This window comes from Streptomyces sp. RG80 (assembly GCF_040446465.1).
Taxonomy (GTDB): domain Bacteria; phylum Actinomycetota; class Actinomycetes; order Streptomycetales; family Streptomycetaceae; genus Streptomyces.
In genome coordinates this window covers 1,024,358-1,039,582 of record NZ_JBEAAJ010000001.1, presented here as the reverse complement: position 1 = coordinate 1,039,582, position 15,225 = coordinate 1,024,358, and the positions used below count along the sequence as shown (strand labels likewise).

General features: G+C 70.9%; 11 protein-coding genes. 2 read left to right on the top strand and 9 right to left on the bottom strand.

The features are described from left to right. Positions 1-87: 87 nt before the first annotated feature. The 5 genes from ilvC to ABKA17_RS04765 form a co-directional block, all read right to left on the bottom strand. Positions 88-1,086, bottom strand: coding sequence for a ketol-acid reductoisomerase (gene ilvC, locus ABKA17_RS04785; RefSeq protein WP_046261684.1), 999 nt, complete (start codon positions 1,084-1,086; stop codon positions 88-90). A gap of 117 nt (positions 1,087-1,203) precedes the next feature. Next, positions 1,204-1,728, bottom strand: coding sequence for an acetolactate synthase small subunit (gene ilvN / locus ABKA17_RS04780; RefSeq protein ID WP_353690546.1), 525 nt, complete (start codon positions 1,726-1,728; stop codon positions 1,204-1,206). Between the two features lie 41 nt (positions 1,729-1,769). After that, a complete protein-coding gene (locus ABKA17_RS04775; protein WP_353690545.1) occupies positions 1,770-3,623 on the bottom strand; it encodes an acetolactate synthase large subunit in 1,854 nt (617 codons plus the stop codon). Positions 3,624-3,858: 235 nt separating this feature from the next. After that, complete coding sequence (locus tag ABKA17_RS04770) at positions 3,859-6,891, bottom strand: putative bifunctional diguanylate cyclase/phosphodiesterase (RefSeq protein ID WP_353690544.1); 3,033 nt, start codon at positions 6,889-6,891, stop codon at positions 3,859-3,861. Between the two features lie 417 nt (positions 6,892-7,308). Further along, positions 7,309-8,274: a 2-hydroxyacid dehydrogenase gene (locus tag ABKA17_RS04765; RefSeq protein ID WP_353690543.1), complete on the bottom strand. Its 966-nt coding sequence runs from the start codon at positions 8,272-8,274 to the stop codon at positions 7,309-7,311. Between the two features lie 78 nt (positions 8,275-8,352). On the opposite strand from ABKA17_RS04765, the gene ABKA17_RS04760 reads away from it, so the two are divergent. Then, positions 8,353-9,351, top strand: a complete 999-nt coding sequence (locus tag ABKA17_RS04760; RefSeq protein WP_353690542.1) for an aldo/keto reductase — start codon at positions 8,353-8,355, stop codon at positions 9,349-9,351. 160 nt (positions 9,352-9,511) lie between these two features. Beyond that, positions 9,512-10,663, top strand: a complete 1,152-nt coding sequence (locus ABKA17_RS04755; protein WP_353690541.1) for a PQQ-dependent sugar dehydrogenase — start codon at positions 9,512-9,514, stop codon at positions 10,661-10,663. Positions 10,664-10,667: 4 nt separating this feature from the next. Here the strand turns inward: ABKA17_RS04755 and ABKA17_RS04750 are convergent, their stop codons facing one another. The 4 genes from ABKA17_RS04750 to ABKA17_RS04735 form a co-directional block, all read right to left on the bottom strand. After that, entirely contained in the window at positions 10,668-10,850 is a 183-nt protein-coding gene (locus ABKA17_RS04750) for a DUF6191 domain-containing protein (protein WP_353690540.1), read from the bottom strand. 87 nt (positions 10,851-10,937) lie between these two features. Further along, a complete protein-coding gene (locus tag ABKA17_RS04745; RefSeq protein WP_353690774.1) occupies positions 10,938-13,991 on the bottom strand; it encodes a helix-turn-helix transcriptional regulator in 3,054 nt (1,017 codons plus the stop codon). Between the two features lie 254 nt (positions 13,992-14,245). Further along, entirely contained in the window at positions 14,246-14,431 is a 186-nt protein-coding gene (locus ABKA17_RS04740; protein ID WP_353690539.1) for a hypothetical protein, read from the bottom strand. Between the two features lie 197 nt (positions 14,432-14,628). Further along, positions 14,629-15,222, bottom strand: a complete 594-nt coding sequence (locus ABKA17_RS04735) for a hypothetical protein (RefSeq protein ID WP_353690538.1) — start codon at positions 15,220-15,222, stop codon at positions 14,629-14,631. Positions 15,223-15,225: the final 3 nt, after the last annotated feature.

Sequence of the window (15,225 nt, the reverse complement as noted above, 5' to 3'; positions counted from 1 at the left end):
GCCTCTACGGAAGGATCACCCGTCCGTGATGAGACAGGTTGGACAACGGGGCCGGAGCAGAAATGCCCCGGCCCCGTCGTCGAAGGCTTACGCCTCCTCGTCCACCCAGCTCATCAGCTTGCGGAGCTGCTTGCCGGTGGTCTCCAGGAGGTGCTCGGAGTCCTGCTGCTTGTACTCGTTGTACTTCTTCAGACCGCCGTGGTACTCGGCCATCCACTCACGCGCGAAGGTGCCGTCCTGGATCTCGGCGAGGACCTTCTTCATCTCGGCCTTGGTGGCGTCGGTGATGATCCGCGGGCCGGTGACGTAGTCGCCCCACTCGGCGGTCTCGGAGACGGACCAGCGCATCTTCTCCAGGCCGCCCTCGTACATGAGGTCGACGATCAGCTTCAGCTCGTGCAGGCACTCGAAGTACGCGATCTCCGGCTGGTAGCCGGCCTCGGTCAGCGTCTCGAAACCGGCCTTGACCAGCGCGGCCGTACCACCGCAGAGAACGGCCTGCTCGCCGAACAGGTCGGTCTCGGTCTCCTCGGTGAAGGTCGTCTTGATGACGCCCGCGCGGGTGCCGCCGATGCCCTTGGCGTACGACAGGGCGAGCGCGAAGGCGTTGCCCGTGGCGTCCTGCTCGACGGCCGCGATGCAGGGAACGCCGCGACCCTCCTCGTACTGGCGGCGGACGAGGTGGCCCGGGCCCTTGGGGGCGACCATGCAGACGTCGATGCCGGCCGGGGGCTTGATGAAGTCGAAGCGGATGTTCAGACCGTGGCCGAAGAACAGCGCGTCGCCGTCGTTGAGGTTGTCCTTGATGGACTCCTCGTAGACCTGGGCCTGGATCGGGTCCGGCACCAGGATCATGATGACGTCGGCCTCGGCGGCGGCCTCCGACGGCGTCACCACGCGCAGGCCCTGCTCCTCGGCCTTCGCCTTGGACTTGGAGCCCTCGTGCAGGCCGACACGGACGTCGACACCCGAGTCGCGCAGCGACAGCGCGTGGGCGTGGCCCTGGCTGCCGTAACCGATGACCGCGACCTTGCGGCCCTGGATGATGGACAGGTCGGCGTCGGCGTCGTAGAACAGCTCGGCCACTTTGGGTTCTCTCCTTGAGTGCAGGTGTTGCGTCCCACCGTATGACGGCGGGATGGGATGAGGTCTCGGGGTCTCGGTATACGGGCGGCCGGGAGCCGCCCGTACCCCACTACAGCCTTACGCGCTTCGGTCGAGGGCGCGCAGCGAACGGTCCGTGATCGAACGGGCGCCGCGGCCGATCGCGATCGTGCCGGACTGGACGAGCTCCTTGATGCCGAACGGCTCCAGCATCTTCAGCATCGCCTCGAGCTTGTCGGCGCCGCCGGTGGCCTCGATGGTGACGGCCTCCGGGGAGACGTCGACGGTCTTGGCACGGAACAGCTGGACGATCTCGACGATCTGCGAGCGCGTCTCGTTGTCGGCCCGCACCTTCACCAGAACGAGTTCACGCTGAACGGCGCTCGACGGCTCCAGCTCGACGATCTTGAGCACCTCGACGAGCTTGTTGAGCTGCTTGGTGACCTGCTCCAGCGGCAGCGCGTCGACACTCACCACGATGGTGATGCGGGAGATGTCGGCGTGCTCGGTGACACCCACGGCGAGCGAGTCGATGTTGAAGCCGCGGCGGGAGAACAGCGCGGCGATCCGGGCCAGGATGCCCGGCTTGTTCTCCACCAGGACGGAGAGCGTGTGCTTGGACATGATCTTTTACGTCTCTCTCTGCGTCTCTACGTCTGTCTCGCTCAGTCGTCTTCGTTGTCGCCGAAGTCGGGGCGGACGTCCCGGGCGGCCAGGATCTCGTCGTTGGAGGTGCCGGCTGCGACCATCGGCCACACCATCGCGTCCTCGTGGACGATGAAGTCGATGACGACCGGGCGGTCGTTGATCGAGTTCGCCTCTTCGATGGCCTTGTCCAGGTCCTCCGGGGACTCGCAGCGGATCGCGTGGCAGCCCATGGCCTCGGACAGCTTCACGAAGTCCGGGACACGGGTGCCGCGGGCCTGCGGGTTGACGTCGTCGGGCCCGGAGTGCAGCACCGTGTTGGAGTAGCGCTGGTTGTAGAAGAGGGTCTGCCACTGGCGGACCATCCCGAGGGCGCCGTTGTTGATGACGGCGACCTTGATCGGGATGTTGTTCAGGGCGCAGGTGGTGAGCTCCTGGTTGGTCATCTGGAAGCAGCCGTCGCCGTCGATCGCCCAGACCGTCCGGTCCGGGGCACCGGCCTTGGCGCCCATCGCGGCCGGGACCGCGTAGCCCATCGTGCCCGCGCCGCCCGAGTTCAGCCAGGTCGCCGGCTTCTCGTACTGGACGTAGTGCGCGGCCCACATCTGGTGCTGGCCGACGCCCGCGGCGAAGATCGTGCCCTCCGGCGCGAGCTGCCCGATGCGCTCGATGACGTGCTGCGGCGAGAGCGATCCGTTGTCGGGCTGGTCGTAGCCCAGCGGGTACGTCTCGCGCCAGCGGTTCAGGTCCTTCCACCAGGCGGTGTAGTCGCCCCGGTGGCCCTCGCTGTGCTCCTTCTGCACCGCCTGGATCAGGTCGGCGAGGACCTCGCGCGCGTCACCGACGATCGGCACGTCCGCGGCCCGGTTCTTGCCGATCTCGGCCGGGTCGATGTCGGCGTGGACGATCTTGGCGTACGGGGCGAAGCTGTCCAGCTTGCCGGTGACGCGGTCGTCGAAGCGGGCTCCGAGGGCGACGATCAGGTCGGCCTTCTGCAGCGCGGTGACGGCGGTGACCGCACCGTGCATGCCCGGCATTCCCACGTGCAGCTCGTGACTGTCGGGGAATGCGCCGAGCGCCATCAGGGTGGTGGTGACGGGCGCTCCGGTGAGCTCGGCGAGAACCTTGAGCTCGGCGGTGGCCTGGGCCTTGATGACCCCGCCACCGACGTAGAGGACGGGCCGCTTGGCGTTGGTGATGAGCTTCGCGGCCTCGCGGATCTGCTTGGCGTGCGGCTTGGTGACGGGCCGGTAGCCGGGCAGGTCCATGGTGGGCGGCCAGGAGAAGGTGGTCTTCGCCTGGAGGGCGTCCTTGGCGATGTCGACCAGGACGGGGCCCGGGCGGCCGGTGGAGGCGATGTGGAACGCCTGCGCGATGACCCGCGGGATGTCCTCGGCCTTGGTGACCAGGAAGTTGTGCTTGGTGATCGGCATGGTGATGCCGACGATGTCCGCCTCCTGGAAGGCGTCGGTACCGATCGCCTTGGAGGCGACCTGCCCGGTGATCGCGACCATCGGCACGCTGTCCATGTGCGCGTCCGCGATGGGGGTGACCAGGTTGGTGGCGCCGGGTCCCGAGGTCGCCATGCAGACGCCGACCTTGCCGGTGGCCTGCGCGTAGCCGGTGGCCGCGTGACCGGCGCCCTGCTCGTGGCGGACCAGGACGTGGCGCACCCGGGTGGAGTCCATCAGGGGGTCGTACGCGGGAAGGATCGCACCGCCGGGGATGCCGAATACCGTGTCGGCCCCGACCTCCTCGAGAGAGCGGATGAGGGACTGCGCGCCCGTGACGTGCTCGGGGGCGGACTGCTGTCCTCCGGATCGGGGCCGCGGCTGCGGATGGTGGGCCCCGGTGGCCTGCTCGGTCATCGTCATTCTCTTCTCGATGCTGAGGGTTTTTGCGAGGTTTGTGCGGTGTGATGCTTTTTACGCCTGGATCCTGTGCAACAAAAAACCCCTCGTGCCAAGAGGCAAGCGAGGGGAGCGCGCCGGGAGTGGTCGCTGGGAGTTCCGGGTCCGCCCGGACGTCACCAGCTCAGCCGACGCGCTTTCCAAGTACGAGAATTCGGGTGCGCATGGCACAGACCCTCTCCCCGGCGCACACCACGTGTCAAGCGGGTGGGACGGGAGTCTCATTATGTGAGCGAAGGGCACTTCCGCCTCCGAGAACAGCGGGGACACCACTTGTGTACACCCCCGCCCGCTCCTTTGCTCGTTCACCTCTCACACTGCCCGCGAACGCGGGCTCGGCCGGTCCGTGCGGCACCGGATAATGGCCGGAACCGAGCGCCCGGCGCAGCCGGTACTCGTCCAGCGGACCGGAGAACGCCATCCCCTGCCCGTGTGTGCAGCCCATCGCCCGCAGCGCCACGACCTGCTCCGGCAGATCCACGCCATCGGCCACGGACTGCAACCCGAGGTCCCCGGCGATCCTGAGCAGCCCACTGGTGATCTTGTGCAGCCGCGCGGACTCCACGACCCCCTCGACCAGACTGCGGTCGAGTTTGAGTACGTCGACGGGGAGCCTGCGCAGTGCCGTGATCGCCGCGTACCCGCTGCCGAAGCCGTCCAGGGCGATCCGCACGCCGAGTCGGCGCAACGCGCCCAGCCGGCGTTCCAGCTCGTCCAGGGAGACACGGGGATCGGTTTCGGACAGTTCGATCACCAAGGACCCGGACGGCAGCCCGTGCCGGGTCAGCAGGGCCTCGATCGAGCCGAGCGGCAGCGAGCGGTCCAGCAGCCGCCGGGCGCTCATCCGGACCGCCACCGGCACGGACAGCCCGGTCGCGGTGCGCTCGGCGGCCTGCTCGACGGCCTCCTCCAGCATCCAGCGGCCCAGCTCGGCGGTCTTGTCGCTGTCCTCTGCCACCCGCAGGAACTCGGCGGGCGTGAAGAGCACCCCCTGCGAGGAGCGCCAGCGCGCCTGGGCGGCGACGGACGTGATCCGGCCGTCCTCCAGACACACCACGGGCTGGTGCAGCAGCGCGAACTCGCCGTCGTGCAGTGCGGCACGCAGCCGGGTGGCCAGCTCCGCCTTGCGTACGACGTCCTGCTGCATCTGCGGCGCGTACAGCTCGACGCGTCCCTTGCCGGCCGACTTGGCGCGGTACATCGCCAGGTCGGCGTTGCGCAGGATCTCGCCGGCGCCGAGGCCGGGCTCGGAGAAGGCGACGCCGATGGAGGCGGCGACGCGGACATCGTTGCCGTCGATGAGGTAGGGCTGCGAGAGCGTGATCCTGAGGCGGTCGGCGAGCTCCAGGATGTGGCGCTCCCGGGCGGCGCGGTCCCGGGTGCCGTCCCCGACGATCAGGGCCGCGAACTCGTCGCCGCCGAGCCTGGACGCAGTGTCGCCGTACCGGACCGCGTCCTGGAGTCTGCGGGCGGCCTGGACGAGCAGCTCGTCCCCGGCCTGGTGCCCGATCGTGTCGTTGACGGCCTTGAAGCCGTCGAGGTCGATGAAGAGGACGGCGGTGCCGCGGTCCGAGGAGCGGCGGCCGGACAGGGCCTGCTGGACGCGCTTGGTGAACAGGGCGCGGTTGGGCAGGTCGGTGAGCGGGTCGTGCTCGGCGTTGTGCTGGAGCTGCGCCTGCAGGCGCACTCTCTCGGTGACGTCCCGGCTGTTGAAGATGAGGCCGCCGTGATGACGGTTGACGGTGGACTCGACGTTCAGCCAGCCACCGTCGCCGGACCTGAAGCGGCACTCGATGCGTGTGGTGGGTTCGTCGAGGGCGCTGGCGGCGAGGAAGCGGCGCACCTCGTGCACGACGCACCCCAGATCCTCCGGGTGGATGAGATTGGCCAGTTCGGTGCCCACGAGGTCTTCCGCGGGGCGGCCGTAGACGCCCGCCGCGGCCGGTGAGACGTACCGGAGAATGCCGTTGGGCGCGGCGATCATGATGACGTCGCTGGAGCCCTGCACCAGGGAGCGGAAGTGGTTCTCCTTCTGGGCCAGTTCCTGGGTGAGGGTGATGTTGTCGAGCAGCATGATGCCCTGGCGCACCACGAGGGCGAGCACGACGGTGCCACCGGTCAGGAGCACCACACGGTCGACGCTGTGGCCGTCGAGGACGTTGTAGAGGATCCCCAGGGTGCAGACGGCGGCGGCGAGATAGGGCGTGAGCGCGGAGAGGGAACCGACGATGGGCCCGGCGGCCGGATACCGGCTGTGATCACCGCCCTGCGGGGGTGCGTGGTGGTGGATGCCGCCGCGCTGTCCCGGCAGGTGCTCGTGCACCACGCGCGTGTGCCCGGTGCCGTCCTGGCGTGCCCCGTCCGGTCCCTCGGCGGTCGCCGACGCGTGCCGGGGCGCGGCCCAGGGCGCGTAGGCGAGCAGGAGCGAACCGGCGAACCAGCCCGCGTCCAGCAACTGACCGGAGCGGTAGGCGTTCTGCACCAGCGGTGAGGTGAACAGGGCGTCGCACATGACGGTCAGGGCGAGGGCGCCGATCGCGGTGTTGACCGCGGACCGGTTTATCGCCGAGCGCCGGAAGTGCAGCGCCAGCACCATGCTGACCAGGGCGATGTCCAGCAGCGGGTACGCCAGTGACAACGCGGTCTGCGAGACGCTCGAGCCCTCGGACCGTGCCGCCTGGGCGAGGGCCAGGCTCCACGAGAGCGTGAGCAGCGAGCCGCCGATCAGCCAGGCGTCGAGGCCCAGGCAGACCCAACCCGCCTTCGTCACCGGCCGTTTGGCGAGGACCAGCAGGCCCACGATGGCGGGCGGCGCGAAGCACAGGAAGAACCCGTCGGCGTAACTGGGGCTGGGCACCGGCCGTTGCAGAACTACCTCGTACCACCCCCAGACCAGGTTGCCCAGGGACGCCATGGCCGAGGAGAGGGCGAACAGCGTCCAGGCGAGCCGAAAGCGGACCCGGCGGTTACGGGCGTAGAGGAAGCAGGAGACGGCGGCGATGCCCGCCGCGGCACTCAGCCCGAAGTCGCCCATGATCAGCGCGACTTCCTGAGAGCCCCAGCCGAGCGCGGAACCGACGGCGTATCCCGCGCACACCAGGGCCAGTACGAGTTGGTGGACCAGGCTCTTCCGACCGCCGGAGGCCGGCGGCCGGGGGAGCAGCGCCCCTGGCGAAGGCTGTGCCCGCAGCGCTCCGTTGAGGGTGGTCGTGGGAGGCGGCGGCGAGCTCACCGGGTCCTCCCGGTCCGCGCCGCTCCAGGGTCCCGGGAGTCCGGGGTCGCTGGATGCGCATGCTTCCTGCGGCTGCTGTGCCTGCGCTGGTGATGGCTGTGACGGCAGCTGTGGCCGCCGTGGTGACCGCGTCTGCGCGCGGCCGTGCGCCAGGGTCGCCGCCGACGGCTTCGCCGCGTCGGATCGTTCGTCCATAGGCCGTGCATCGCCCGTCGCCCCCCTCACAGTCTGAAATGTCCATCCCCGGCGCCGAACGGTGCGCGGCGCAGCCCCTGTCGGGACGATACACCAGTCTCGTCACTCAGGGACATAGTTCCTCTACGCTCCGTGACGACCAGCGGCGATGCGAGCACGGACCGCGTCCGGAAGGTAGCGGAGGGTACCGGAAACGGATTACACGCCTCTTGCTCCGCGGATCTACGCGGTGGTGGGGCCTGTCGTAAGGATCACGTTGCGCAGGGGCTCCTGGTTCACGAAACGCCCCAACTGGTCCACCAGCAGCCGCTTTGCGCGCGGCAGGAACGCGGATGTCGGTCCGCCCACGTGGGGACTGATGAGCACGCCGGGCGCCTGCCACAACGGGTGCCCCTGGGGCAGTGGTTCGGGGTCGACGACGTCCAGCGCCGCGGTGAGGCGTCCGCTCTCGAGTTCGGCGAGCAGCGCCTTGGTGTCGACGACGCCACCGCGCGCGACGTTCACCAGGAGGGCGCCGTCCTTCATCCGGGCCAGGAACTCCGCGTCCACCAGGCCCCGGGTGGTCTCGTTCAACGGCGTCGAGAGGATGACGACGTCCGCGTCGGGGAGCAGGGCGGGCAGCTCGGTGAGCGGGTGCACCGGTCCGCGCTCCGTAGTGCGCGCGGAGCGCGCGACGCGCGCCACCCGCGCGACCTCGAACGGTACGAGCCGGTCCTCGATGGCGGCGCCGATCGATCCGTAGCCGACGACGAGCACGTTCTTGTCGGCGAGCGCGGGGCGGAAGTCGCCCTGCCAGTGCTCCTGTTGCTGGGCCCGCACGAAGCCGGGGATGCCGCGCAGCGAGGCCAGGGTCAGGGTGAGGGCGAGTTCGGCGGTGCTGGCCTCGTGCACACCGCGCGCGTTGCACAGCGGCACACCGGGGGCGATGTCGTCCAGCCGCGCCAGGACGTCGTCGACGCCCGCCGTGAGCGTCTGGACGAGCCGCAGGTTCCGCATCTCCTTGAGCGGGCGGACCTTCACGGGCTGCCGCTTCATGTAGGGCACGACGTACACCACGCAGTCGGCCGGGTCGCCGGGGTAGGGCTGCCGCCCGTCCTCGCCCCCGTCCCAGAAAAGGTAGTTGGGCCCTTCGGGGAGCCCGGCGATCTCGTCCGGCGGGATGGGGAGCCACACGTCAGCAGCAGTCATGGACACGAGGCTATGTCAGGGGCGTGAGGGCGCAGAGGTTAGGTTGTGGGGTGCCGGAAGAGGGAGGGTCACGAGCAGGTGGAGCGCAGGACGATCGGGGCGGCGGCGCTCGCGGTGGGGGATGTGGGACTCGGGTGCATGCCGATGAGCTGGGCCTACAGCGGGTCGCGGCAGCGCGGCGAGGAGTCGGTCAGGGCCGTGCACCGGGCGCTGGACGTGGGCTCGACACTGCTGGACACGGCGGACATGTACGGCCCGTTCACCAATGAGCTGCTGGTGGGACGGGTGCTGAAGGAGCGGCGCGAGGACGCCTTCGTGTCGACCAAGGTGGGGCTGCTGGTCGGCGAGCAGCACATCGTGGCCAACGGCCGCCCCGGCTATGTGAAGCGGGCGTGCGACGCGTCGCTGCGGCGGCTTCAGACGGACGTGATCGACCTGTACCAGCTCCATCGCGCCGACCCCGAGGTCCCGGTCGAGGAGACCTGGGGGGCGATGGCGGAGCTCGTCCGGGCCGGGAAGGTGCGGTCGCTGGGCCTGTGCGCGATGGGTGCGCGCGGTGGCCGCCGCTCCGGGGCCCGGTTGCACGACGCGACGATCCGCCAGCTCCAGCGGGTCCAGCAGGTCTTCCCGGTGAGCGCGGTGGAGGCGGAGCTGTCGGTGTGGTCGCCGGAGGCCCTGGAGGCGCTGCTGCCGTGGTGCGAGGCGCGCGGCATCGGCTTCCTGGCGGCGATGCCGCTGGGCAACGGCTTCCTCACCGGCACCCTGACCCCCGGCCAGGGCTTCGAACCGGACGACGTCCGCGCCCGCCACCCCCGCTTCACGGCGGAGATGATGGCCGCCAACCAGCCGATCGTCGCCGGTCTGCGCCGCATCGCCGCCCGCCACGGCGACGACGTCACACCCGCCCAGGTGGCCCTGGCCTGGGTGCTGTCCCGGGGCCACCACGTCGTCCCGGTCCCGGGCGCCAAGCGGGAGCGCTGGGTGACGGAGAACGCGGCGGCCGCGGAGCTGCGGCTCACCGCACAGGATCTGGCCGAGGTGGCGAAGCTGCCGGGGGCACAGGGATCCTGGGACTGAGGGGTCGGGGCACGCCTACGGGTCCGGCACCGCGGGAACCCGGGGCGGGGAGCACGTCCGCGCATCGGGTCTCGGAGATCGGGAACCTGTGAGGCGCGAGCGGTGTAAGAACAGTAGAACCCGCCGCGTCGAAGGGACCGAGATCGTGCAACGTCGAGTGGTGACGGCCGTGTTGGCCGTGGGCACGCTCCTGCTGACGGCCGGCTGCTCGTCGGACGACAGCTCGGGAGGAGGCCCCGCGAAAGGCGGGCCGACGCCCAGCAGTACGACGTCCCAGTCCTCCCCCAGCCGGCAGGCGGCCGAGGAGACACCCCCCGCGAAGGGCTCGGCGAAGGTGCTCCGCACCGTGGCCACCGGGCTGAACACGCCCTGGGGCCTGGCCCCGCTGCCCGACGGCGATCTGCTGGTCTCCTCCCGCGACCGGGCGACGATCACCCGGGTCGACGGGGAGAGCGGCAAGAAGACCGAGCTGGGCGAGGTACCGGGAGTCTCCCCGGCCGGCGAGGGCGGGCTCATGGGCCTCGCGCTGTCCCCGGACTACGCCTCGGACCACATGGTCTACGCCTACTTCACCTCGGCCTCGGACAACCGCATCGTGCGCATGCTGTACGAGGAGAAGAAGCCCGCCGGCGAGCAGCTCGGCGCACCCGACACGATCTTCAGGGGCATCCCCAAGGGCTTCATCCACAACGGCGGCCGGATCGCCTTCGGCCCGGACAAGATGCTCTACGCGGGCACGGGCGAGAGCGGCAACACCGGTCTGTCCCAGGACAAGAAGTCCCTGGGCGGCAAGATTCTGCGTCTGACACCGGAGGGCGACCCGGCCCCGGGCAACCCGTTCCCGGACTCCCCGGTGTACTCCTTCGGCCACCGCAATGTGCAGGGCCTGGCCTGGGACGCCAAGCAGCGTCTGTTCGCCTCGGAATTCGGCCAGGACACCTGGGACGAGCTGAACGCGATCAAGCCGGGCGACAACTACGGCTGGCCGAAGGCCGAGGGCAGGACGGACGACGAGGAGTTCCACAGTCCGCTGGCGCAGTGGGCCACGGACGACGCCTCCCCCAGCGGCATCGCCTACGCCGAGGGCTCGATATGGATGGCGGGCCTGAAGGGCCAGCGGCTGTGGCGCATCCCTCTGAAGGGCACGGAGGCCTCGGCCGACCCGCAGGCGTTCCTGGAGGAGGAGTTCGGCCGGCTGCGCACGGTGGTGTCGGCGGGCGGCGACAAGCTGTGGCTGGTCACCAGCAACACGGACGGCAGGGGGGACCCGAAGGACGGGGACGACCGGATCGTGCAGGTGCAGGTGAGCTGACCGGTCACTCCTCGGAGGGCTCGTCCGGCGTGGGTCGGCGTACCACGACCTTGCCGGACGAGAGGTCTATCGGTCCGTGTCCGGGGTCGCTGTCGCCGATGTCCTCCCGTGTCAGTTCCAGCCGGTTCTCTTCGTCCTGGGTGTGTTTTCGGCCAGGGGCGAAGAGTTGCTCAAAGGCGTTGAACACGGGACCTCCCTCGGCCGGCGTCCTTTACAGCGTAAGCCGGGCGCCGCTCTTCCGGATCGTGAGCCCATGGCCCCAGCCGCCGGGACCTCACCCCGCCGTCCGCCCGGTGAGCGTCTCCGCCGGGAACAGCCCCAGCCGGTGCGCCACCGCGGCCGCCTCGCCGCGGCCCGAGACGCCGAGCTTGGCGAGGATGTTCGAGACATGGACGCTGGCCGTCTTAGGGGAGATGAACAGTTCCTCGGCTATCTGACGGTTGGTGCGGCCGGCGGAGACCAGGCGCAGGACGTCGCGTTCCCGGCCGGTGAGGCCCAGTGCCTCGGCGGGATCGGTGGAAGCCGCCGTGGCGAGGGACCGCTTCGGGGTGTGCGTCAGGGGGAGGCGGGCGCGCTGGGCGAGCTGGGTGACGGCGTCGGCCAGCGGTCGGGCGCCGAGGTGGTGGGCGACGGCGTGGGCGAGGCGGAGCAGTTCCGTGGCGCGGTCGCGTTCGTCCTCGCCGCCGGTGGTGAGGAGGGCCTCGGCGAGGCGGTGGCGGACCCGGGCCAGGTCGTAGGGGCGGTCCAGGGACTCGAAGGCGGCGGTCACCTCGGACCAGTCGTCGGGGTCGCTGGTGCCCTCGGCGCGCAGGAGCTCGGCGCGGACCCAGCGTTCGTGGGCCTGCCAGACGGGGACGTTGGTGGCCAGGGGCCTGGCGGCCTGCCGGATGCGTTCCAGGAGCGCGGCGCGGCCGGGGGCGGCGGCGGGCAGGCCCAGGGCGTCGGCCTCCATGGTGGCGGCGGTCAGCAGGAGGGGCCAGGCGTGGCGCTGGGTGTCGGGCGGGAAGCCGATGTCCATGGCGCGTTCGAGTTCGGCGCGGGCGTCCAGGAGGCGGCCCTCGCCGGCGGCGACGGCGATGGTGATGCGGGCGAGGGGGATCTCGTTCTGCGGCGGCCGGTCATGGGTGCCGAAGTGGCCGCGGGAGGCGGCAGCTTGCCGGGCGGCCTCGGCGAGATCGCCGCGGGCGAGGGCGAGTTCGGCGCGCAGGAGGGCGTGGAAGCCGCGGGGCTTGGCGCTCTGCCCGACGCGTTCGGCCGTGGTGGAGATTTCGGTGGCCTCGGCCCAACGGCCGAGGCTGCACAGGGATTCGGCGAGGTTGCCCCAGGCCCAGGACTCGCTGTCCAGGAGGCCGAACCGCCGGGTGTAGGCGATCCCTTCCTCCAGGATGGGCACGGCCTCGGCGGAGCGGCCGACGGCTTCGAGGGCGTCGGGGAGGTTGACATAGACGCGGGCGGCGACGGCGGACAGACCGTGCTCGATCGTCTGCCGCTTCACCTCCAGCATCTCGGCGAGGCCCGTCTCGATGTCACCGGCGTGGACCTTGAGGCTGCCGAGGGTGAGCCGGGCGTTCATCTCGATCTCGCGGACGCCGAGCATGCGCGCGTACTCCACGGCACGCTCGGCCGCGGAGAAGGCGTCGGGGCCGGGGACGTGCACCATGGACCAGTTGGCGACATGGGCGAGGACCTCGGCGTGCACCTCGGAGGGCGGCAGGCCGCGTACCAGGTCCTGGGCGGTGGCCAGTTCCTGCCAGCCGTCGCCCCGGGAGAGCGCCGAAATCAGCCGGGAGCGCTGCACCCAGAACCAGGCGCTGCGCAGTGGATCGCCCTCCTCCTCCAGGAGGTGCAGGGCCCGCTTGGTGATCTTCAGGGCGCGTTCCCGCTCGCCGCACAGCCGGCCGGCGACCGCGGCCTCGGCCATCAGGTCGAGATAGCGCAGCGGGGTGGTGGCGGGGTCGCAGCCGCAGGGCGGGTAGACCTCGGTGTAGTCGACGGGGCGCAGGGCGGCCCGGATGTCCTCGGGGGTGGTGTCCCACAGCTCCATCGCCCGTTCCAGGAGCCGCAGTTGTTCGGAGTAGGCGTGCCTGCGGCGGGCGACGACGGAGGCGTCCAGGACGGCGGGCAGGGCCTTGGCGGGGTCGTGGGCGTGGTACCAGTAGGTAGCCAGGCGCATGACGCGGCCGTCGGCCGCCACGAGCGCCGGGTCGGCCTCCAGGGCCTCGGCGTAGCGGCGGTTGAGGCGGGAGCGTTCGCCGGGCAGCAGGTCGTCGCTGACGGCCTCGCGGACCAGGGAGTGGCGGAAGCGGTAGCCGTCGCCGTCGGGTGCGGCGGTGAGGATGTTGGCGTTCACGGCGGCCCGCAGCGCCTCGATGAGGTCGTCCTCGGCGAGTCCCGCGACGGCGGCGAGCAGCCGGTACTCGACGGTGGAGCCGCCCTCGGCGACCACCCGGGCGACCCGCTGGGTGCTCTCGGGCAGTCCCTCGACGCGGACCAGGAGCAGGTCGCGGAGGGAGTCGGTGAGACCGGCGCAACAGCCCTCGTGGGCGGCGACGGCGAGTTCCTCGACGAAGAAGGCGTTGCCGTCGGAGCGCTCGAAGATGTCGTCGACCTGGGACGGGTCGGGTTCGGAGGCGAGGATGCCGGCGATCTGGCGGCCGACCTCGGTGCGGTTGAAGCGGCCGAGTTCGAGGCGGCGGACGGTGCGCAGCCGGTCGAGTTCGGCGAGCAGGGGGCGCAGCGGGTGACGGCGGTGGATGTCGTCGGCGCGGTAGGTGGCGAGGACGACGAGGCGGCCGGTGCGCAGGGTGCGGAAGAGGTAGGCGAGGAGGTGACGCGTGGAGGCGTCGGCCCAGTGCAGGTCCTCGAGGGCGACGACGACGGTGCGGTCGGCGGCGACGCGCTCCAGGAGGCGGGCGGTGAGTTCGAAGAGGCGGGCCATGCTCTGCTCGTCGTGGCGTCCCGAGGGCGCCTCGCCCAGTTCGGGCAGGAGCCGGGCCAGTTCCTCCTCCTGGCCCGCGGCCGCGGTGGTCATCTCGTCCGGCAGTTCGCGGCGCAGGGCACGCAGGGCGGTGGAGAACGGGGCGAAGGGCAGCCCGTCGGCGCCGATCTCGACGCAGCCGCCGAGCGCGACGACCGCGCCCTGCCGGCCGGCGGCGGTGGCGAACTCCTCGACGAGCCGGGTCTTGCCGACACCGGCCTCGCCGCCGATCAGCAGCGCCTGCGGCTCACCCGCAGCGGCTCGGGCGAGCGCGTCGCTCAAGGTGTTCAGCTCGCCGGTGCGGCCGACGAACACGGGACTGACGGACCTGGTCTCCACGGGCCCGAGCATCGCACGGGGGTACGAGGGCAGGGCACCGGTTTTCGCACGGAGCGCGATCTCGGACGCGTCCCTCGCATACGGAACGACGGCCTCCCGCACCACACCCGTCGACGCCGCCCCGGCATGCGGGGCGGCGTCGGCCTGGTCATCTGTCCCGGTGGTCCGTTTCCCGTGCGGAACGGTGTCCCGTTTCCCGTCCGGGTCGGTGTTCCGGAGGACGGCCGCGATGGTGCTCCCCGTGCGGCCGTCCTCCTCTGTGGCGCTCACGCTGCGCGCAGGAACCGCAGCCGGCGCGGGCGGTCGGTATGCACCCCGCTCTCGGCCTCCTGGCGCACTGCCTCGCGACGGGCGGCGCGGCGGCCACGGACCGCCTCGCGGGCCAGCCGCTCGTTCTCGGCCTGACGGAGGAGTTCTGCGGAACGGAGCTGGGAGAGTTCGTACTCGTACATGGTGTGTCCCTTGTGAGATCCGGTTTCGTGCTTCGCTTTCTGCGATGCCTCTACCTTCGTCTCCAAGGTGGGTCGGTCACATCGGGAGAGTTCCGCATCTTCGGGGGCCGTAGGGGCCTTAGACATGGCTGAGGGGCCTCAGGTGCCGCCGTAAGGTGCTTACGGCCGCCCTAAGACCCCTCGGGACCAGCGGTGATTCAGCTCGTGGAAGGCAACCCGAGCAGGATGTCGGTGTACTTGAGGACGGCCAGGAGCAGGCCGATGACGCCGAGCGAGACACCCGCCCAGGCGACCGACTTGATCCACGGGGCCTGCGGCTTGCCGGGCGCCCCGAAGGCGGGCCGAGCCAGCACGACGACACCGACGATCAGCGCGACGAGCGCGAAGATGCCGCCCCACATCGCGGTGGCGTGCCAGGCATCGCCGTAGATCTCCTTGACCTGGGTGGAGACGGTCGCCGTGGACGCGGTCTCCAGCTGGCCCACGAGGGTCTCGCGGGCGGCGGCGACGGTGCCGATCCAGCCACCCGTGAGGGAGACCAGGCCGAGCCCCACGGACGCGACGGCGGCCGCACCCTGGCCGACGCCGGACGGGCCCTCCGTCTCGTCCTCGGCCAGGCCCTCGAGACCCTCGACCTCGTCGCCCTCCGCGGAGTCGTCGATCTCGGTGTCGGCCCCGGTCACCTCGTCGGCAGCGGCCGCGTCGGTCTTCGTGACGTTCACCTTCTCCTCGTCGGTCTTCGCCTCGGGGCCCGTCTCGGCCCCGGTTTCGTCAACAGTCTTGGTTCCCATACC